This window comes from Pseudomonas sp. SDO5591_S426 (assembly GCF_054070755.1).
In genome coordinates this window covers 1-21,842 of sequence record NZ_JBSVXD010000050.1, presented here as the reverse complement: position 1 = coordinate 21,842, position 21,842 = coordinate 1, and the positions used below count along the sequence as shown (strand labels likewise).

10 protein-coding genes are annotated in these 21,842 nt (G+C 61.5%); 3 read left to right on the top strand and 7 right to left on the bottom strand.

Going from position 1 to position 21,842, the window contains the following annotated elements; genetic code table 11:
* Positions 1-10 precede the first annotated feature (10 nt).
* The 6 genes from ACW9JC_RS12860 to ACW9JC_RS12835 form a co-directional block, all read right to left on the bottom strand.
* Positions 11-1,825 (bottom strand): DUF2341 domain-containing protein, encoded by a 1,815-nt coding sequence (locus ACW9JC_RS12860; RefSeq protein ID WP_457455234.1) that lies wholly within the window; start codon positions 1,823-1,825, stop codon positions 11-13.
* An 18-nt stretch (positions 1,826-1,843) separates the two neighbouring features.
* Entirely contained in the window at positions 1,844-3,439 is a 1,596-nt protein-coding gene (locus tag ACW9JC_RS12855) for a ShlB/FhaC/HecB family hemolysin secretion/activation protein (protein ID WP_457455233.1), read from the bottom strand.
* Positions 3,440-3,720: 281 nt separating this feature from the next.
* On the bottom strand, positions 3,721-16,194 hold the full coding sequence (locus ACW9JC_RS12850; RefSeq protein ID WP_457455232.1) for a filamentous haemagglutinin family protein: 12,474 nt from the start codon (positions 16,192-16,194) through the stop codon (positions 3,721-3,723).
* A 287-nt stretch (positions 16,195-16,481) separates the two neighbouring features.
* Complete coding sequence (locus ACW9JC_RS12845; protein ID WP_457455231.1) at positions 16,482-17,423, bottom strand: FecR family protein; 942 nt, start codon at positions 17,421-17,423, stop codon at positions 16,482-16,484.
* 38 nt (positions 17,424-17,461) lie between these two features.
* On the bottom strand, positions 17,462-18,007 hold the full coding sequence (locus ACW9JC_RS12840) for an RNA polymerase sigma factor (RefSeq protein WP_457455230.1): 546 nt from the start codon (positions 18,005-18,007) through the stop codon (positions 17,462-17,464).
* A complete protein-coding gene (locus tag ACW9JC_RS12835; RefSeq protein ID WP_457455229.1) occupies positions 18,004-18,726 on the bottom strand; it encodes a secretin and TonB N-terminal domain-containing protein in 723 nt (240 codons plus the stop codon). Before ACW9JC_RS12835 ends, ACW9JC_RS12840 begins: the two co-directional genes overlap by 4 nt.
* 151 nt (positions 18,727-18,877) lie before the next feature.
* Here ACW9JC_RS12835 and ACW9JC_RS12830 point away from each other — a divergent pair, with 151 nt between their 5' ends.
* Complete coding sequence (locus ACW9JC_RS12830) at positions 18,878-19,198, top strand: hypothetical protein (RefSeq protein WP_457455228.1); 321 nt, start codon at positions 18,878-18,880, stop codon at positions 19,196-19,198.
* 101 nt (positions 19,199-19,299) lie between these two features.
* On the opposite strand, the gene ACW9JC_RS12825 is transcribed toward ACW9JC_RS12830, so the two are convergent.
* Positions 19,300-19,740, bottom strand: a complete 441-nt coding sequence (locus ACW9JC_RS12825) for a carboxymuconolactone decarboxylase family protein (RefSeq protein WP_457455227.1) — start codon at positions 19,738-19,740, stop codon at positions 19,300-19,302.
* A 205-nt stretch (positions 19,741-19,945) separates the two neighbouring features.
* Here ACW9JC_RS12825 and pdxR point away from each other — a divergent pair, with 205 nt between their 5' ends.
* Together pdxR and ACW9JC_RS12815 are read left to right on the top strand one after the other, a co-directional pair.
* Complete coding sequence (gene pdxR, locus ACW9JC_RS12820; protein ID WP_457455226.1) at positions 19,946-21,379, top strand: MocR-like pyridoxine biosynthesis transcription factor PdxR; 1,434 nt, start codon at positions 19,946-19,948, stop codon at positions 21,377-21,379.
* Between the two features lie 119 nt (positions 21,380-21,498).
* Entirely contained in the window at positions 21,499-21,792 is a 294-nt protein-coding gene (locus tag ACW9JC_RS12815; RefSeq protein WP_150734329.1) for an antibiotic biosynthesis monooxygenase family protein, read from the top strand.
* The last annotated feature ends 50 nt before the right edge of the window (positions 21,793-21,842 follow it).

Here is a 21,842-nt window from a genome sequence, read left to right as displayed (position 1 = left end):
TCTGTGCTCCTCAGGCCGGTGCTTGGGCGTTGGTGTATTGGGCGTTGGTGTGATTGCCACGGCGATGGGCCGCTTCACTGAACTGGCTCTCGCCGTGCATCTCCGCCAGGCGAGTGATGAACTCGTCGACGAATACGCGCATGTCGGCACTGACTTCCTTGTTGCGGGTGATCAGGCGGTTGTAGCCAAACAGTGCCGGGATCGCGACGAACAGGCCCATGGCCGTGGCCAGCAACGCGGCGGCCATACCCGGAGCGATGGCATTGATGTTGACGTCGCCGGCCATGGCCGTGCCGAGGAACACCACCATGATCCCCAGCACCGTACCGAGCAGGCCGATGTAAGGGCCGCCGGCGATGGCGTTGGACAGGGTCGAGAGTTTCGAGCTGAGCGCCTGGTTTTCCCGAGTGCGCACGCCGTCCATGGAGCAGCGGATCGCTTCGATGGTGGCCGCCGATACGGAAGAGGTATCAGCGCCTTGCTCGCGACGGGTGCGGATTTCTTTCACCGCCACCTGGTACAGGCGCCACAGCGAAGAGTCCCGCAAACGCTGGGCGAGGTCCTGGTCGTCGGCGAACATTTCCAGGCGCGTGCCGACCTTGGCGAATTGCTCGCGGAAGGCTTCGTTGGCCGCCGTGACACGGCTGACCATGCGGTTCTTGCGAACCATGATGATCCACGACTGGAACATCATCAGCACCAGTACCGCGATGATCACCCAGGCGTCCATCGGCACGGCGTTGAGCAGGAAACCTAGACTGCCGAAACCGTAACCCGATTGCTCTTCATCGATACCGTAAGCCACCAGTTTCGACTCAGCGCCCTGGGAATTGGCATCCGCCAGCAACTGCACGGCGGGACGGGCGACCTTCGACAGACGCAGTTCGTCAATCGCACCCGCAAACGGTAGGTAAGCGCTGGCGGACAAATCAGCGCCAATCGCCATGACCGAATTGAACGCCGGCATTGCCAGCGCCAGGCTCGCGGTTTCGCGGCCATTGATGTACAGCGAGACTTTGCTGCCTTCGGCAGTCAGGGCCAGGTGCTGCCATTGACCGGGGTTCAATGGCAGGGTCGACACGGCACGCTGGCCGTCGATTTCCACGAACGGCATGCCCTGGTTCAAACCGATCAGCAGGCTTTGCTCGCCCTCACGCCGGGCCAGAATGAGTTGCTCGCCATTGGCCTGTTCCAGTTTCAACCAGGCGCTGAAGGTGAACGCGCTGCCTGCGTTGTGCTGCAATGATGGACTGGCCGGCAACAACAGCGGCTGGCCGCTGAACTGCAAGGCACGACCGATCACGCCGTCGATGCTCGCGCCCGTGGCGCTTTGCGCGGTGTTGCCGTAGGCGGTGGTGTCTTTGGCCGGGGTGCCGGTGGCGCCGTCAAAATGGTAGAGCGCGGTGTAGTTCGGATCGAACGTCAGTTGGCCGTTGCCGGTGGCTGGAGCTTTCGGGTTGCCGTAGTACATCCAGATGTCTTGACGCTGACCGCCCTCGACTTTCGGTACGTCGACCCACACCAGCGCCATGCCCATCAGCGCATCGAAGCTTTCGATCTGATGGTTGAGCACGGTCTTGTCATCGGCGGCGACGAAGCGCAGGTCGGAGCCGTCCTCCTTGACGCCGTCGAAGGTGAAGTTGCCGGTGTGCAGACGCACCAACAACGCAGTGCGGCCCAGCGCTTCGTTGATCGCCGCGCCCTGGGGCGTGGTGTCCACCGAAACCTGTTTGCGGTAATGCCAATCGTCCTGCCACCACGCTTGGGCGGTGGCCGGGAGCACGAAGCTCAGGCACATCAGGAAAGCCAGAAATATGCGCTGCATGAAAATGTCTCCGTAGGTTCAGAATGTCGCTTGCAGGTTGAAATGCAGGCGCGATTCCTGTTTCGAGGTATTCGGCCCTTCGAGCAGCGGGTAGCCCCAGTCGAGGCTGCCGGACAGCCATTTGCTCAAGCTCGCGCGGGTGCCCAGGCCAACACTGGCCAGGGCGTAATCGGCGTCTTGATCGGGAAGTTCGTCGCGCAGGTACAACTGGGCGCCTTCGGCGAAGGCGTAGAAGCGCCACTCCTGGACATAGGTGCCGAGGTACTTGGCGAGCGATGGCGTGCGCAGTTCCTGGCTCAACAGATAGCCGTCGTCACCGGTGCGCTCGGCCGCGAGATAACCGCGTACCGACGTGGCGCCACCGGCAGAAAACTGCTCGTTGGATACCAGCGGCCCCGAAGCGAGTTGAAACGAGGCCTTGCTCGCGGTCTGCCAGTCGTTGCCGAAGGTGTAGGTGTAATTGGTATCGCCCTTGAGCACGGCGAAACTGGGGCTGGCGCGATAGCGTTTGTAGTCGAAGTCTTCGTCGGAACTGCCGTAACCCAGGAAGCTGCGAGTACCGGCCACCAGACTCAGGCCAAGGCCCAGCTGCGAACTTTCGGTGTAGCGAAAGCCGTTGTAGGCGAAGGTGAACGGCGCGTACTTGAGCGGCACCTTGTCGCTGTCACCGGCGAAGTCCAGTTGCTCGTCGAAGTCTTTGAAATCGATGCCGGCCGACAGCGAATTGGACCAGTTGCCACTGGACGGCAGCGTGTAGATCGCCGACACACCGTAGGAATGGCCCTTGCCCAACACGTTGCTGCCGCCGATGGTCGCGACGTTGCTGTCGGACTGGTAACCCGCAAACTGCACGCTCCAGCGCTCGCTGAGCGGCGCGGTGTAGGAGCCCGACCAGACCTTGGCGTTGGAGGTATCTTCAGGGGCGGTAAAGAACGTCAACGAAACGCTGTGCCCCAACTGCCACAGGTTGTTGTAGCCAAGGCTCGCAACGCTGCGCAGTTTTTCGGTGTCGGCGCTGTAGTCGTTGTTCAAACCGAGACTGGCCTGCCATGGGTCCTGGTCCTCAACTTCCAGGTCGACATCCATGGTTCCGGGGCGCTGGCCTTCGCGTACCAGCGGCATCACCTGGCGCCCAGGGTTCTTGTTGAGCTGCGCCAGTTCGCTCTGCACCTGGGCAAAGTCCGGGACCTGGCCTTCCTTCAGCGCCGGTACGTCGTCGCGAATTTCCACTGGCGAATAGTGCTTGGCGCCGACGACACGCACCCGGCCGACCTTGGTTTCGCTGACTTGCAGATAGACGATGCCGTCCTCGACTTTCTGCTCCGGCAACTCGACGAATACCGATTGATATCCTTTGGCTTGGTAAGCCTTCTGCAACGCATCCCGGGCGCCTTCGATGTCGGCCAGATTCTTCTGCGGACCGAGGAACGGATACACCGCTTCCTCGATCGTCCGGGCATCTAGCACTGTGTTGCCACGCACGAAGTATTCGTTGACGTCCACCGGTTTGGGTTCCAACAGCTCAGCGCTCTGCTCCGCCCACGCCGGCTGCGCGCCAGCCGTCACCAGCAGCCAGCCCCACAGCGCCAGCCGTGACTTGAAAAAATGATCCACATCACCCCCTGAATTCGAAATACCGGTAACCGTCTGCACTGCGGCAAGCTGGCTTGATTGCCCTGCTCCCGGCGTCCCGCCATCGGCTGGAAAAGTGGCCTCTCGGCCGCCTCAAGCACGTCACATAGCCATGACCGGACGGGCGATGTGCTACCGAACTTTTGTCATGAAAGCTTCATTCAAAAATTCAGCGGCATACCCAAAACCCTGTGGGACGGGGTGAAACTCAGGGCATAAAAAAGGCGACCCGAAGGCCGCCTCTGATCCTGCTGGATGGCGCGCTACAACGTCAGATTGCCCCGCTCCTCCTCCGTCAACTGCCCCCGCGCGCGCTCGTCCAGCACACCGGCGCCCAGAACTTGTACAGGGCTGTCGGGGTTGTACGACGGCGTCGGCGCTCGACTGGCACCATCACTGCTCGGAGTCAGCGGTTCGGTACCCAGGCTCAGCACCTGCACGGTCACAATCGACGGCAGGTTTTTGCGTGCCGCCGCCTGCTGTTGACGCGACATGTCCTCGGCCGCTTGCGTGGCGGATGTTGCCGCGGAGCTGGCCGACGTGATTGCGCCGGTGTTCACCGACGCCGTCACCGGGATGCCCGACGACTTGCCCTGGACCTGGATGTTCGCCGCGTTGACCACCCGCAAGGCGATGATGTTGATGTTGCCCGACACCCGGATCCCCGCCTCGCCCGCATCGATGGTGCCCAGCGGTGCGATCAGGTCGATGTCGCCCGGTGGCACTTCGGCAATCGGGTTGAGCGTGGCGATACCGGCACCGGTGCTCGGCACGGTCGGCGACAGCGTCACGTTGCCCCAGGTGTCGTAGATACGTTTGGGCGGCGTGAACACCACGGTGGTTTTCGAACCCCGGCCGGCGTTGATGTCGCCTTCGGCCGACCAGCCGAGAATGCCGCCGCCGAACGTGGTCATGACCCGGCTCTGCCCAAGCAGGATGCTGCCTTGGGAATACAGCTGAATGTTGCCCTCGCCCTGGGTGACGATCCCCGCCGTGGACGGCGGCGCCGCACCTTCGACACCGAACACCTGGCCACCGCCGGGAGTGAGCATCTGAATGTCACCGCCGAACAGCGTCTTCACGCCTGCGCCGCCGTACAACGTGATGTCGCCGTCGTAGCGAATGGTATTGCCCGCCACATCGGTAGTCGGGAACAACGCCGCAATCGCGTTGCGACCCCGCAGATAACTGCCCTGGCGCGGGCCGTTTGCATCGGCGTATTCCAGGCCACCGGCACGCAACTCGGCGAAGTACACCTGACGCGCGAACACGGCTTGCTCGGTGCTCGGCAGTGCGGCGTAGAACGCCCGTGCCTGTTCGGCGCTGCCGTTGAAGCCGTAGCCCAGGGTCAGCCAGGACAACAGTTCTTCATCGTAGGTCTTGACCACCTTACCCGGCTGATCGCTGAGCGGCGTACCACTGGCAGCCTGGTTTTTCGGGTCCAGGTAACGGGCGATGAAGCGACCGTAATCCGGCCCATCGGCCCCTGCACCCGCCTGCAACACCAGGCTGGCACCCGGACGGTTATCACCCGCCATTACTGGCCCGAGACTGGTGATGCTCGCGCGATCTTCCATCAGGATATTGCGCCCGGCATTGATCTCCAGCGTGCCGGGGCCGGCAATGTCGAAGCTGCTGTAGATGATGTCGCGCCCGGCGGAGACGCGGGAGATGTCGTTTGCGTTGTTGTGGATGAACAGGTTGCCCGTGGCGGTGATGGTGTCACTGCTGTTGCCCATACCATCGCGGTTCACGGCCTGTGGCTGTCCGACGGTTGTACCCGACGCGACGATATCGCGTCCGGCCAACATCCAGACCGGCCCGGCCGCTTCGTACCAGGTGCGTTTGGAGTTGCTGAAACTCAAGGTTTCGCCACTGCGAACGCCAACCAGATCGCCGGTTAGCGCGTAGAACCGCGCAGGGGCCTGAACCCCACTCAAGCCTGAATAGCTCTCGGCACCGAAGGCGAACAATGGATAACGGCTGTTGAGTCCGGGCGAGACGCCATCAGCGCCGCTATTGGACATCAGCGTTATCACTCGCTGACCATCCTTGGCATAACCATTGAACGCAGGCGTAAATGGCGTCGCGATGGACAGCGGGCTGGCACCCGATTGATTGATTGCGTAGCCACCGGCATAGATGGAATCCCCTGCCAACAATTCAAGCTGCCCGGATTGTGAGGGTGCCAACAACAAGGAGTACGAAATGCCCGGATAGTTACTCCCCCCACCATAGAAACCAGCGGACGGCCCGGCATAGATTGAACCTTGCCCGGCGACTGCACGCAGGATCGAGGGCATAACGAATCGATTATCGGTGGGTGAAGTATTGCTACCGCCAGGGATCGTTGAATTGTTGATCGCTTCTGCCATCAATGTACTTGGCGTGAGATTGCCTCCCGCCGAGAAAAGATCGATGGCTGTGTGATCGGTCCATAACGAGAAGCCTGTCAAACCACCGCCCGCATGCACCACCCCATCAGGCGTAGTGAACTGTGTGGAGTTCTGCAGTACTACCCGACCAGGGTCCGCCGCGCCTCCCAACACCAAATCACCTCGGGTATTGAGCTGCATGCCCGAGTCCCCCGGAATCAACACCAGGCCGCCGGTTGCGCTGCTGGTGGTGGCCGTAAACGGATCGTAGCCGCGAGCCTCGCGCTGGTCCTGGTTGCCGGAAAATGAACCGTACTGCAATTGGATTCCACCCACCGCCGAAGCGCTCAGTTGTGCAGCTCCCCGCAGGTTGATCAGCGCACCTTGCAGATCATGATTGGGTGTACCTACCCCGGTCGCTCCCGCCCTGGCTTGCAGTGACGGGTTGAGCGTGCCGCCGATGCGGATATCCATGTCACCGCCACCGGTCAGTTGCAGGCTGCCGTCGCTACCTACGCGCCCGGTGCTGCCTACAGCCACAATCAGTCCTTGGCTGCGTGCGGCCTGATTCGTACCCGTAGATGCCCCCAGCGGTCTAAGCATCCCACTGTCAGTACCCGCCCGCAGGCTGATGTTGCCACCACCGAGCGTGCCGAAACCGGTAAAGCCCACGAGATAGGGTGCGGGGTCTGCATCCGATGTAAGAAGCGGCTGGGTCGCATAGCTACCGAAATTGATCCACCAGGCAGCAGGCACATCGCTGGTGCCGGAGCCTTGGCGCCACAGCCAGTTACCCACGGCAACGCTTGGGTTTTGAACCCGCGTAGGAGCCGCCAGCCTGCGTCCAACCACATCACCGGACACAGAACCGCCCGCATTGATTGTCAGGTTCCCGCCCATCTGTGGAAACCAGGCCTGATACAGGCTATCGCTGCCACCATTGATCCATTTTTCATAGTCACTGCCAGCGCTGCCCAATACCGAACCATCGTCAGACAGCCGACCGCGAGGCAGGTTGTAACGTGGGTCGACATTGTCGGATTGGGTGCCGGCGGTGTACACGCCGAACGGTGAATCCATGCTCAGATTGCCGCTGGCGATCAAGTCAAGATCACCGGTGCCTGTGCGCAACACGCTGAACATTTGCGTATGTGCCTTGGCTGTTTGCCCCACGACGGTCTCGACACAAACCTCCGGATAGCTCTGGCAAAGCGAAAGCTCATCGTCTTTTACCGGTGCGTAATCAGGCATACCTACCCAGTTGCCAGGAGCCCAGGTCCATCGCGCCATCGGTGCACAGGCGCCAGGGTCCCACTCGGCACAAATCAACATGTACTCATCAGAGACAGGTTCGAACGCAGGCATGCCCCACCCATTGCCTTCAGCCCACACCAGCCTTGCCGTGCCACTTGTCACTTTCAAACCATAGTGAGTATCTGCCAGCCTCAAGTTGCCTTCGACAGTCAGGGGGTTCACCGTTCGACTGTCGGCCGCCTCCAGATCCGCCCCCGCCACCGTGCGCATCGACCAGGACGCACTGCCCGATGGCAGCATGCTCGCCACCGCCCAATTACGGCCTTGTTGAGTTCCACTCAACGGGCGTAACTCGATAAAAGCGGTGCCATCAGCCAACTTCACATCCGTCATCGACGGAATCAGCGAGCCACGCAACAACGCCAGTGAACCACTGAGTTTTACGCCCACAGTTGCGTTGTCGAAAACCGTACCCGGCAGCGGCACGCCTTTGGGCCAGAGCATGGCTTGCATCGCGGTGGTTTTGTTCAGCCGTGTACCCGCGCCGAGACGACTGCCCGCCGCTAGGGTGACGTCGGCCCCCAGCAATGTGCCGGCGGCATACAACAGATTGCCCGCCGCGTCATGCACCGCACCCGCCAACACCGTGCCGGCGCTGAACGTGTACGTTTCGGCCAGTACGCCCTGAGTTGGCAACAGCGTTCCACTGACCATCGTCGCTGCCTGAATAGGCAAGTCATAGTTCAAGGTTGCGCCGACCGTATACTGAGTGCCGTCAGCAAGAGTCACACCCGCACCCGGCACGATCAGATCACCGCCGAATGGTTGCACACCCGACAGCAGTTTCCAGCCTGTGTCATCGACGGTTTCCGGTGGTGGTGCAAAACCGTCGTTGATGCTGCCGTAGATATCCAGGTTGCCACCGGCGCGAATCACCAGGCTGCCGGACTCGCCGGAACCGTAGACCGACGTCTTCTGCGTGTGCGGGTTGAGGCTGGCGTAACGGTAGCCGGACAAGTCCAGATCGCCTTGCACCACCAGATCGCCGTCAGTGGTCTTGCTGGCGATTTCCACGCCGGGGCGCAGGTGGAATGCATCGGCGTAGGCGGCGTTATTCAGGCCGGCCAGTTTGCGTTGCAGCAAATCCGTATTGGCCAGGGCTGCGTTGATGAACGCGGTGCTGTCGACGTGAATGCCGTCCAGATAAGCCTGATCGATGACCTGGTACGGACGACCGCTGGCGGCCGGGTCGGTGCCGTCGGCGGCATCGATGTAGCGGCGCGTGGCGTTGAGCCCAATGGAGCGCGCACCTTGAATGTTCAGCGCACCGCTGGCATCGATAGCGATATCGCCAGCACCCACACGCGGTGCGTTGAGTTCCAGTGTGCCCCGCGCGCGACCGTCATGCTGCCCCGGCAAATTACCGATGGCGACGTCGGTGCCGTGACGCAAATCGATCCGCGCACCGGAGGCCAGCGTCAACAGCCCATCGCCGGAGTTCAGCTCGACCATGGCCCGGTTCGGTGCGTCGATGATCTTGCCGTAGCTATCGACCCGCAACATCTGGCCATGGGCATCAAGCACTGCGCTGCCAGCCACGGTCAGGCCATTTTTGCCCGACAGGCGAATGCTGCCGACGCGTTCGCCACTGGCGTCAATCAGACCCACGACGGTAAGACTGCCGTTGTCCACCGAGACATTGACCTCACCGGCCTTGAGCCCGTCGCCAATCACCAGATTGCCCTGCTTGAGCTGGAAGCTGCGACTGCCGAACACCTGTCCGACATTCAAACGCTGGTTGAGGGCGGCGAATTCGCCGTTGAGGTCAGCGCTGCTGCCCAGTCGCTGCGCGCGAATATCCACACCGCCTGCTTTGTACGGCACCCAGGTGCCGCCCGCGTCGTAATAGCCGCTGCTGCTGCCGAGGATTTCCCCCTGTAGATCCACCACCCCGGCGCCCGCCGCCAATGCCACGGCGCTCAGGTTGCCACCCTGATTGTTGACCGCTGACAGGTCGATGCGTGAACCAGCAGCCTGGCGAATATTGCCGTTGCTGCTGTACAGCGCCACGTCGCCGCCCCAGCTGTATTTCTTCACGTCGTTGAACGGCAGCGTGCGTCCGGCCACGTCCAGATAAGTGCCACTGCCCAGGGTCAGATCATCTTCAGCCTTGACCACCAGTTTGCCGCTGGCCAACACGATGCGGCCGTCCAGCAACACGTTGCGTGCTTCGAGATTCAGCTCCGCGCCCAAGGCATCGGCGACGGCAGTGCGGTCGCCGGTTGGCGACGTCAGGGTCAGGCTGTTGCCCGCCTTGAGCAGGTTGACCGAGCCGGCTTCACCGGTGAGCAGCGGCGTGCGCAGGTTGAGGTTGCCGCCGCTGTAGGCATAACCCTTGACCGGGTCGTAAGCGCCCTGTTGTTCGTAAACGGCCAGGCTGCCCTTGTGATTGGCGGTGATGCGTTCGCTGGCATTGAGGTTGACGTTGGCAAAACCCAGCGCCAGGCGATTGTTCTGGTCCAGGCCATTGGGCTGCGGATTCGGGCCATAGCCGAACTCGATGCGTTGCGCCTCGATATTCAGCGTGCCATGGCCGGTGCCTGCGCCGCCGTTGGCCACGGTGCCGGGGGCCTGGGTCGCGCCGTTCCAGATCAGATTGGCGGTGCGAATGGTCGCCACATCACTGGCATCGCCCAGGCCGTAAATGGCCGGTGTCACCAGTATCAGGTTTTCCAGGCGGCTCTTGCCCGTTTGTGGGTCCAGGGTGTCGAGAGTCACGCTGCCAATGAAGTTGAATGAATCGCGGGTGGTCAGGCTCAGGGTTTCCAGAGCCGGCGCACCGAATTGCGTGTCGCCGCGCAGCAGTCGATCGAGGACGTTCTGGTTCAGGGTCAGGCCGGCCGGCAAGCGACCGCTCGCCGCCGCAAGCGCTTCGGCGCTGCCGGCGTTCACCGCGCCGACGGCCAGCGCCAGGTGACGCGTGCCGAAACGCACCGCTTCGCCCAACTCAAATTGATTGTCGGTGGCGGCGGTGATGCTGCCGTTGGAATAGAGCAACGAAGGATTGATGCAACCCTGCGCCGGGCAGGTGCCGATCCGGATGCTGCCGGCGCCCCCACCGTTAGTGCCCGCGTCCGGCGCCAGCACATTGGTCCAACCGTTGGACACCATCAACAGGCTGGCTTGCCCTGGTTGATAGATGAAGCCCGCCGTGGAGTCATAGGGTACGTTCCCACGCCCCAGCGTATTGATGCCCGCCCCCGCTTCAAGGGTAATGCCGCCAGTGAGGCCCGTCGTCCACAGGACGACTTCGGGTGCCGAGAGCATCGCGCCCTCGCGCAGGGCAATGCTCCTGGTATCACCTCTGAATTGAATGAAATTGCCCGCAGTGTCGTATTGCACAAACGGCGTTGCACCGATGGCCAAACGCCCGGCACCGAGATTGTTAAGGGCGTCGGCATACAACGAAACACCGTCGAAGCCCTGAGTGCTGACGGCACCCGTGCCAAGAATTTCAAAAGCCCATGATCCCCTTACCGCTGCGGTGCCTAGCACACCGCCCTCGGCGGCAGCGAACAAGGCCTTGCCGTTGAAATCCAGGGCTGTGTCACGATCACTTTGTTTGAACAGGAACGTCAGTGATTTGCCGTCCAGGGTCGTCTGCCCGCGCGGCACGCCACGTCGTGCAGCATCGCTGTTAACGAATTGGTTGTAGCTGGTTTCGTTGTATTGGGAATAGCGGCGCAGCACATCCGCCGACGTCAGGATGACCTGGCTGGAAAGGCTGTCACGCAGCCCGGTGTTGGCAATCGACATCTGCCCGGAGCTGGTCCACGAACCATTGCGCATTTTCAGCGCGCCGTTGATTGCTCCCGGCGCTGCCTGACCGTTGACTTCGACCCGGAAGGCGCCGGGGAGTAAGGCAAAGGTCGATGGCAGCAGGGTGTAAGTACCGGCCGCCAGCCCTGGAACACCGGCACCGATGCTGATCTGCTGACCAATGCGTGGATCACTGGCGCCCGCCTCGCCAAGCATCGGTGCATAGGCGTTCTGATTGCCCGGCACGATGGCATACACCGGGTTACTGCTCAGGCCCGGCAGGCTGAAGGTGCCATCAGCCGCGTTGCGAACCAATGGGCTGAAACGTGCATCGGTAGAGCCGCCACGTCCGGAGACAAACCCGGCTCCACGCAAATCTCCGCCGCCGGACAGGTCGATCAGCGAGCCCGTTTGCGCGTCGACGTACTGGGCACTCAGGACCACACCGGTATTCTCGTTGGCAATCCCTTGCAGCACCACGGACTGGCCGTTGTATCGGTAGTCGGTGCCATCGGTTGTGCCGCCATACGGCATGATCAATCCGGCGCCACTGACCGAGGTCACGCTGCCGGGCAGCAAGTGAATGCCCCGGGTATCGCCAAACGCATCGTTGCCCAACGTGATCAAACCCAACGGGGCGCGAATGACCCCGCCTTGCTCGATATTCCCGCCGTACAGTTTCAGCCTGCCGAACACCGAATAAGGCGGCACGGCCGGAGCCGCACCATTGCCGCTGATGCTCAGCGTGCGGTCGGGATCGATCCTGCTCTCGCTCTGATAGCCGGCGCGTATATCGGACCAGACCCGGGTGCCCGGATAGATCTGTGCCGCGCGCAAGTGCATATCGCCGGCCGTCCACACCCTTGAACCCGTCTGGAAATCCGGTTTTGCGAGCAAACGTATGTCACCACTGCTGTCGAGGGTGACCAGGTCAAAACTGCGGCGACTGACCGCCATGGTCGCCCCGTTGAGCAACTTGATCAGCCCGTCGCTACCGAACGAGAAGGCGTTGCCCAGATCTAGCAAATTCGCGGTGGCGCTGAACTGCGCGGCCGATAACCGGTTGGTGGGAGTGTTCAGTACCCGGGGGCGGGTTAACGCGCTGGGAGGGGTGTAATACTCACCCAACCCCGACAGACGCACGTAAGGCGCAGCCAGATTAATGCGCGCGGTATCTTTGGAGCTTTCGGCGAGGGACAGTGATCCGGCGTACAGGCTCAGGCTCTGGTTCATGTGCAGATCGACATCACCGTCGAACGTCAGCAGGCCGTTGCTCAGCAGGCTCAGGCTATCGAAGCCGCCGCTCATCAATTGATCGGCGCTCAGTCGGGTGTAGCCATAACGCAACGGTGCAGCGGCCTCTCCAGGCCGCAAATCGGCGGGTAACCGGACGTCGTCCGGCCCTTGGCCAATGATCAGCTCCCTGGCGACCCGAACAGCGTTGTTTCCCTGAGTATCGCGATACAACGGCGAATCGAGGGCGATCTCCAGACGTCCCCCGGCTGCACCGGCCCCGCCAGCGGCGGCACGCAGGGTGCCGTCGATGAACAACCCGTTGTAGGAACTCAAGGCAATTCGCCCGCCGTCGGTAGCGATCCGGGTCGGGCCAGTGCCGGCAATATCCAGCACGGCCTCGGTACCGGACGCCTCCAGACGAGCGCCCGGCCGCACGATCACATAGGCATCCGCCGACGTCGCGGTGGCCTTTTTAGCGTCGATCTCGCCGCCAATGATGATGCTGCCGCCCTTGCCCACCTGACCGTAGACACGGCCGAGCGCATCGACCGCCGTAGTCACGCGCCCCGCCACGTCCAGCACCGCATGGTCACCGATCCAGATCGAACGAGTGTGGGCGGTCGGATCCGCCTCCTGCTGCGAGCTCTCAACATCGATCGAACCGAACTGCTGCTGACGAATGTCGAGGATGCCGCCCCAAGCGTTGAGTTCACCGTCAACGGTGAGCTGCCCGGCACTGCGCAAGTTGATGCGCTGGCCGGGATCGACGCTGATGCGCGCGCCTTGGCCGATGGTCAAAATACTGTTCAGCGGGTCGATTTGATTGATCTGGCTGCCGCCCGCTTGCAGTGACAGACTCGCGCCGACTCGTTGGGTCAGCACGCCTTTGGCCGGGTTCTCCTGGAACAGGGTTGGTGTCCACAGCTCCAATGCCGTCAGCGGATCGGCACCACCGGCTTGGTTCGCTGCCGAATCGGAAAAACGGTAGACCGGCATGGACACATCGACCACCGCATCGTCCGCCACTTGCAGGGTCGTCAGGCCGATGATGTTGTAAGCCGAGAACCCCTTGTTGAACGTATCCGCCGCCAATCGCAAGGTGTGATCGGCCAGTGGGCCGTCAGACTCGCCGATCAACACCTTGTTGGCCTGGATCTTCAGCGTGCCACCGCCCGTGATGCCATAACCGCGCACGTCACCGTTCATGACCAATTGCGATTGGCCCGGCAGGGTATCCGCACTGGATTCAAGGGAGACGTCGCCGCCCTTGCCGCCCCGGGTCTTGCCATTGCTCAACACCGCACCGCCGGACGAAACGTCGATGACGCTGCCGCTGGCCACGGTGATATCGCCGGTGCTGCGGATCGACACCAGGCCACCATTCAAATAGGCCAGGTTGTTGGCATCGGTCGGATCGATACGCGCGTTCACCCACAGACCACGGGTGTCCAAGTGCACACCTTCGGCCACGGTCGTATGCGTGGGTTTGCTCGTTTGCGCCAATTGGTTACCCAGATGCAGGCTGCCAGCGCGGGCGGTCAGGTCTGCATTGACCTGCACGTCCTGCCCGTACAGGGTGATGTCACCGCCGGTGTCCACGGTCACGCTTTCATTGACTTCAACCTTGTCCTTGGCCGCGACTTTCAACGCGCCCAGACGGAAACCATTGAGCATGTCGGTATCAAGGAACAGCTTGCCTTTGCGGTCCTCGGACACCGCGCCGGTCAACCCCAGGTCGCTGCCATCGGCGGAACGCTCACCGCCGATCTGCACCTGATCGAGCATGGCGAGATGCTGATACACCAGGCCATTGGTGGTAGCCGACCAGCTTGGATCATAAGTACCGACGATCAACTGCGCCCGGCGCGCCATGGCTGTCTGCGCCTGGTCATAGCCATCGAGCCCGGCGCGCGGCGCCTGGTTTTGACGTTCGCCCTGGAACACGTCGCCCACCAACTGGCCATCAAGTACGGCGTTGTTGGTGGCGATCACCAGTTGCCCGGCGTCGCGTCCTACCGAGTAACCCGTCTCGAAGCGTTGTCTCGGCGCGATCAGCGGGTTGAAGAAATAACTGGTCTGGCCCCAGCGTTCGCTATGGTCTTCATAACCTTTGTAGAGGCCGGTGTAGAGGATGTCGCCCGGTGCCCGCGAGACTTCGTACAAACGGCCATCGGCGCCGCGCAACCAGCTCTGGCGAATGAAACCGCTCTGTACATCGAGGGTGCCGCCGGACAGATTGATCACCGAGCCCTTCTCGGTCACCACGTCATTGCCGGTGAAACTTACTGTGCCACCCTGGGCCATCCACTCACCGATGCTGTGCCCCTGCGTGCCGAGGTAACCACCGACTTCCAGCAGACCACCGGCCGTGTACCAACGGTCAGTGGCATAGCCGTTGGTGCCGGCCGGCACGAAGATCAGCTCGCGCACATCGACCCACACGTCATTGCTGTTGAGTGCGCCGCTTTCGCGGTTGATCGAGGAATCGCGCTGCTCGTTGCCCTGCACGTTGATCTTGATGTTGTTGGCTTCCATCGCCACTTTAACGCCAAGGGCACCCGAGACATCGATCAGCGCGCCGTTGCGCACCAGGCTGCGTTGCCCCGCCGCCACCGCGACCTGGCCACCGGTGGCAAGCGTCACCGAACCGTTCTGAAACTCGACGGTGCCGCCGCTGCCGATGTCGATGCGCGACTGGTCACTGCGAATACGGTTGTTGAGCGTCACCCCGGTCAATGCCGCATCGTGCTGACTATCCAAGGCAGTGAGGTCGCTGCTGTCGAGCATGATTGCGCTGACACTCCCTTGGCCGAGGGTCACGCTGCCGCTGGTGTCGGTCGCCGGGTTGAGCAGATGAATCGTGCCACGGGTATTCACCGAGGTACTCGCCAGCAACACGCCGTTTTGCGCGATTTCGTGACCGGTCATGGTGATGTCGCCGGTCGAGGCCTGGATCAGGCCGGTGTTGCTGACCTTGCCCGAACCACCGGCCTTGAAGCCCGGAACGACTTCGCTGCCAAACGTGGTGGAAAAGCCATTGCCTTCGGTGCCCGAGCCTTTGCGAATGTAAAAGCGGTCACCGGCACCGAGCACGGTCTGGCCTTTGGCGGTGCTGATGGTGCCGGCGTTCTCCACTTCATTGCCGAGCAGCAACGCATAGCCACCCGAGTCGGTGGACAGCGTCGGCTTGTGGGTTTCAATCCGCGCCCCGCGCTCCACCAGCACTTTGCCGGCGGCATCGGTAAAGGTCGGTTGGCTGCCGGTGCTGTCGTAGTACAGGCCGCGATCGCGGAACTGGGCATCAGTGATGTTTGCGGCGGCCGCCACCAGGTTGCGCACGTTGACCTGGCTGGTGCCGCTGAACACGATGCCGTTACGGTTGATCAGCATCACCGTGCCATCGCCCTTGATCTGGCCCTGGATCTGGCTCGGCCGTGCGCTTGGGTCGTTAACGCGGTTGAGCACCGCCCAGTTCGACTGCTGGGCGAACTCGACGGTGGTATTGCGCCCGACGTTGAAGGTTTCCCAGTTGAGAATGGCCTTGTCGGCGGTCTGCTCGATCTTCACCGTGGTCTTGCCATCGGCCTGGGTCTGCTGCGGCCCCTTGGCGTTCTGCCAGCCCTGGGTCAGGCCGGTATCGACTTTCAAGCCGCCCTCGCCCAGGCCGTCCGGCACGAACTGTACGGTGGCGAACGCCGCTGCCCGTCCGGCGGCCTGCGCAGCCTGTTGCGCGGCGATGGCGGCCACGGTGTTGTTGAGCGTCTGCACCGAACGTTGCAACTGTTGCCTGGCCCGTTGCTGTTGCGCCAATGGCGGCGTCATGCCCGGCAATCCGCCACCCGGCCGCGCCGCCGCGGCCTGTTGCGCTGCGCCCTTGGCGGCGAACCAGCTGGAACTGAACGCCGTTGCCGCCTCGGCACTGCCGGCCACCAGGCACAGCGCAATCGCCTGCGCCACCGGCTTGAGCAACCACTGCGCCGGGTCCACCGAACGCGCAGCGTCACGGCGTATAGACAAGGAATGGGTATTGCGACGGGCTTGGCGAACGAGCATCACTACTAGGTCCTTTTCAATTGGCGCAAGAGGCCGCAGGCCGAGTAGAACCTGCTGTTACGTCATAGGCGGTTGGCGAGGCGCAGGACCGAACGGATGTCACACAAACTTCATGATTGGGGAGTAGCCGCAAAAAAAATGGCAGCCTCAAAGGGCTGCCATCCAAATTCACCGCGTCATCGTTAATAGCGAGCAGGCTCGCTCCTACTTTTGAAATGCGTTCCCCTGTAGGAGCGAGCCTGCTCGCGATAGCGCCAGAACATTCAACCCACTACCAAAGCCAGGCATCAGCTAAGCACCACCACTCCACCCGGCAACTCAGTGCACTTGGCCCCATACGCATCGCGAATCAACAACGCCACCCCCGCCAATTGATCCAGGCTGAATCGCGCCTGTACCTTGCGCTTGCCCAGCTCGCTGTTGAGCAACAACAGCATGCCCGGACGGTAGCGGTTGATCTCATCGATCACCGACGCCAGCGTGGCGTCGTTGAACACCAATACTTGCTGACGCCAGGCAATGACCGTCGACGTATCGATTGTTTGCGGCGTGCCGACCTGACGGACGTCATAGGTCAGTTGCTGGCCGGATTCCAGACGAATGCTGTGGCCCAGCGCGTCCACTTGCAGCGCCCCTTCCAGGCAAGTGACACATACACTCTGATTGAGATTGCGCAGATTGAACCGGGCTTGACTGGCGCTCAGCCAACCGCCTCCAGCCTGTACTTTGAGGGGTGTATTGGCGTGTGCCAGGACTTCGACTTCACCGCTGAGCAATTCGAGGGCCTGACTGCCATCGGCGCTTTGCTGGCGATTGATACGCGTCTGTGTATTGAGTTCCAGGCTCACACCATCGGCCAGATCAAACCGACGCTGCTCGCCGACTTCGGTGATGTAGTCCGCGCCCAGCCCGGAAAATCCGCCCGGCACTGTCCCGCGAATGAGGAAGAACGCCACGGACGCCGCGATGGCTCCACCAAGAAACGCCCGCCGCCCCAGATGCCGCGGTGCCTGCATTTGTTCGACCGCCGGGCGCAACTGCTGCCACAACACCTTGGTCTGCTCAAACGCTTGGGCATGTTCAGGGCTTTGCGCACACCACTCGCGCAAGGCACGGGCATCGGCAGCGGTCGCCCGGCCGGAGGTCAACAGGACCAACCAACCCTGGGCTTCGCGGGTGAGCCGGTCCTGAGGCTCGGCCTCAGGTGGCGAAATTCGAAAGATGTTCAAAGCGCGGGGGTACTCACGGATTATTCGGGACTCTACTATCAAGACGGTTTTCCCGCGCCGGGACCGAACCGCTGAATGACTTTTCTTTCCAACCGTCCTGCGCAATGGCCCAAAGCGGCTTTGATTTCCTTCTCGACCATCCGAGTCGAAATGCCGAAACGTTGCGAGATTTCCAGGTGCGGCGCCTCTTCCAGGCGTGCGGCGATAAAGATTTTGCGTCGACGCGCGGGCAATTCGTACAGAGCTTTTAGCAACAACTGGATTTCTTTCTGCCCGCCTACTACACGGGCTGGATCGAGTGCCTCATCGGATACCTGCAACAGCTCTTCCACTTCACTCCCTGTCAACAAGCGGGCGTCCGACTGACGACGGTCGGCGGCGATGTTCAGCGCCATGCGATACAGATAGGCATTGGGCTGGGCGATGTCCGGCACGTCTTCCATGCGGTCGACCCGCAGGTAGGTTTCATGCAACACATCATTGGCCAGATCCTCGGATCCCAGACGACGACGCAAGCGCACCTTGAAGTCTTCATAGGACGTCAGGAACAGCCTGACCATCGATTTTTCCCCGGTGTCTTTCATCCCCCGGAAACTCCTTTCCACTGTGGGCATTCCATGCGTTTTCCTGACGACTCCGGTAGCAAAAGCAGCGTGACTGGCTGGCTCAGAGAGCTTGGCGCCGGCCGTTCGATGTTCAGGTTGCGTAAACTTTCCACCAGCGCAGCGTCGCGCTGAACATCTCCCGTGGAACTGACCAGCCGGCTGTGCTGAACCACACCGTCGCGGCCGATCCACAACTGGACCAAGGCGCGAAAACTGCCAGGCCGGACCGATGGCGAGCGGCACAGGCTGCGTTCGATCGCCGCTTGAATCGATGTCGCATAACTACTGCCGGCAAGCGTTGAACCCTGTGCCGTCGGCCCCGAAACGGCTGGCACCGGCGCAACCGTTGCTTTCTGCAAGGTAAAGGCATCCGCCCTGGCATATCGGGCCATCAGCCCACTGCCGCTGAGCATCAGGCTCAAGGCATCGCTGGCGCTCATGCTGCCCTTGACGGCGAGTGAGCGTCTGCCACGGGTCAGTTGGCGATCCACCAATACGGCCATGCCGGTCGAACGACTGAACTGCTCAAGTGCGCCGGCCAGTTCCTGTGCGGGAATATCCAGTATTTGAGGCGCAGCCGTATCGAGCGGCCCGGCGTTGACCACCGATGTGATCAGCCAAAGCAGCAACGCCAGGCAACCCTGACGAACAGGAGTCGACGATCTCTGGCGCGCATCCTTGACTCTGCCTCGCTGCACGGCTGACCTGTCCCTGAAAACCGTCATCCTGATGACTGTTTATGACTCTGGTGTGACGGGCCGTGCAAAAAAACGATCACGAGATATCAAATCGCTATGGATTAGACTCAAGCCCATCCATGGCCCGTTCGGGCTGGACAGGAGGTCTTGAATGAGTACGTTATCGAGGATCGCATCGGGCGTATTGCTGATGAGCGCTTTGTCACTGGCGCACGCAGTGGAGCCGTCGGGTTGCGTAGAGGTGTCGGTTGCCGGGTACAAGGCGCCGGACTACGACTGCCTGAGCCAGCAGATGGGCAATAACCCCGAGGGGGCCGCTGCCGCGCAAAAGAATCTGGAAGCGATGAATGTGCCGGTCAACAAACGCCCGCCAAACCAGGTGGGTTTGGCGACTCCGGCAGCCACCAGCACGCGCATGGGCAATACCTTCGGCAGCTCGGTGAAACCGCAGCGCCCCGCTCCGGCGCCCTGAAGGTTCCTGTAGGAGCTGTCGAGTGAAACGAGGCTGCGATCTTTTGATTTGATAAAAGCCAGATCAAAAGATCGCAGCCTTCGGCAGCTCCTACAGAGGCTTCAGGTACTCGGCGTTTGCCGAAAACTCACGGCCAGCCGATTCCAGCTATTGATGGTGGTGACTGCAATGGTCAGGTCCACAAGTTCGGCTTCGTTGAATTGCGTCCGGGCCTGCTCATAGACATCGTCCGGCACATTATTTTGCGACAGCAGCGTCACCGCCTCGGTCCAGGCCAGGGCTGCGCGCTCGCGGGGGTTGAAGAAGTTGCTGTCGCGCCAGACCACGATGGAATACAGGCGTCGGTCGGTCTCGCCGAGACGCCGGGCATCCACCGAGTGCATGTCGGTACAGAACGCACAACCGTTGAGCTGTGACGCGCGGATTTTGATCAAATGCAGCAGCGGTGCCTCGATGCTCAAGCTGCTGGTCAGCGCTTCCATGGCAATCATCGCTTTCATCGCTTTGGGCGAAGCGCTGTAGTAATCCAGTCGGGGGTTCATGGAATGACCTCATGCAGCGGTGATGTGTCGTTCAAGGTAACCATTGATACGCCCGTGATACAGATCCAATTCTGCGAAAAAAACCTGTACCACCCGAGAGCAGACCAATTGACGGTTTTTCTGCTACTCAACTTCTGACAACGACTGGTTGCGGGTAATCTGGCGCGACGCACACGCGCCCCAATTGCATCGGAGCTACGCCGGTATGGAACTACATGTTGTCATTAACGGCCGCAAGGATCTGGCGGGCCAGTTGTACAACCAACTGCGCAGCGCCATCGAATCGGGTCGTCTGGCAGCAGGGACGCAGCTTCCACCGAGCCGCTTGCTCGCCGAGCAACTGGGCATTTCGCGCAAGACCATTTCCGATACCTACGCGCAGCTGACCTACGAAAATTACCTCACCGGGGTGATCGGCAAGGGCACTTACGTCAATGCCCGCGCCTCGAAAATCGAGCGCAAGCAAAGCCATTCGGAGTTGGCCGGTTTCGAGGTGATCGAGTCCTGGCGCAACCTGCCGGTGTTTTTGCGCCACCCGACGCTGGAAGGCTCGCTGCGTTATGACTTCATTGGCGGCGCCACCAGCAAGGGCCAGTTTCCCCAGGACGACTGGCGGCGCTGTACGTCCCACGCCTTGCGCCAGATCGCTGCATCCAAAGGCTTCTACAGCCTGCCCGAAGGCCTGCCGGCGCTGCGCAATGCCATCGCGCGGCATATTGCGTTTTCCCGTGGGGTCAATTGCCAGGATGAAGACGTGGTGGTGTGCAACGGCGCCCAGCAGGCGCTGGACCTGATCTCCCGCGTACTGACCCGCCCCGGCAGCATCGTCGCCATGGAAGACCCCGGCTATCCGCCGGCGCGCCTATTGTTTGGCACCCACGGCGCCACGGTGATTGGCGTACCAGTGGATGCCGAAGGTATCCAGGTGGACAAGATTCCCCTCGGCACACGACTGATCTACGTCACGCCTTCACACCAGTTCCCTCTGGGCATGCCGATGAGCCAGGCACGCCGAGTGGCGCTGCTGGCCAAGGCCCATGAACTGGGCGCAATCATCATCGAGGACGACTACGACAGCGAATTCCGCTACGAAGGCCGCCCCACGGACTCGCTGCAAAGCATGGATGAGCGCGGCATCGTTGCCTACGTCGGCACTTTCTCGAAAACCCTGCTGCCGGAGTTGCGCCTGGGTTACGCGATCCTGCAGCCGGCAATCCTCGAAGCGGTGGTGCGCGCAAAGCAGCTCACCGACCTGCACACCTCCACCCTGCCCCAGTGGGCGCTGGCCAAGTTCATCGCTGAAGGCTGCCTGCTCAAGCACATTCGCCGCTGCCATACGATCTATGCGGGCCGGCGTGACCGGATACTGGCACGCATGGCCGGCGATCTCTCGCCATGGCTTGAGGCGGTGCCGACCACGGCCGGTTTCCACATGGTGGTGTTGTGCAAAGTACCGATCGACGTTGCGCTGGTGATCGAACTGGCGAAAAAGGTGGAAGTCGGGCTCTATGCGATCGACAGCTTTTTCTACCAGCAACCGCCGCAAGCCGGGTTTTTCCTGGGGTTTGGCGCCATCGAAACCCTGGACATCGACACCGCGCTGGACCGTTTGAGAGATATTTTGCAACAGCTTGCGTAATTGGACTGCGTCTTTATCCGGCGATTGGCTATTGGTGGTCCGGGGGTGCAGGCCTATCCTGCAAAGGCGTTATCTCTCAATGAGCAGGATTCGTCCGGCCTGATTCAGGAGTGTTAGCAATGTCCTACAAAGTGATCAATACCGTAAAGGTGCAGGCCGTCGCCGGCCGCTCGGAAGAACTGGGTAAGCAACTGCAAAAGATTGTCGACACCCTGCGAGAACTACCGGGCTGTGACTCCTATATGGTCGACCGCTGCCCTGAGGACAGTAATCGCTGGACCGTCAGCGCCCACTGGCAATCGGAATCGGCGATGCAGTCGCATTTCAACAGTCCGCAGGTGCAAGGCTTCATCGACCTGATCGACTGCCAACTGGCGAATGCCGTCGACTTCAACAGCTTTCCGATCCGTTAAAAGACAAGATCAAAAGATCGCAGCCTGCGGCAGCTCCTACACGGGATTAT

What these genes read in the sequence shown, in the direction of transcription:
- ACW9JC_RS12860 (WP_457455234.1), bottom strand. Translation starts at nt 1,825, where the DNA reads ATGCAGCGCATATTTCTGGCTTTCCTGATGTGCCTGAGCTTCGTGCTC.
- ACW9JC_RS12850 (WP_457455232.1), bottom strand. Translation starts at nt 16,194, where the DNA reads ATGCTCGTTCGCCAAGCCCGTCGCAATACCCATTCCTTGTCTATACGC.
- ACW9JC_RS12840 (WP_457455230.1), bottom strand. Translation starts at nt 18,007, where the DNA reads ATGAAAGACACCGGGGAAAAATCGATGGTCAGGCTGTTCCTGACGTCC.
- ACW9JC_RS12830 (WP_457455228.1), top strand. Translation starts at nt 18,878, where the DNA reads ATGAGTACGTTATCGAGGATCGCATCGGGCGTATTGCTGATGAGCGCT.
- ACW9JC_RS12825 (WP_457455227.1), bottom strand. Translation starts at nt 19,740, where the DNA reads ATGAACCCCCGACTGGATTACTACAGCGCTTCGCCCAAAGCGATGAAA.
- pdxR (WP_457455226.1), top strand. Translation starts at nt 19,946, where the DNA reads ATGGAACTACATGTTGTCATTAACGGCCGCAAGGATCTGGCGGGCCAG.
- ACW9JC_RS12815 (WP_150734329.1), top strand. Translation starts at nt 21,499, where the DNA reads ATGTCCTACAAAGTGATCAATACCGTAAAGGTGCAGGCCGTCGCCGGC.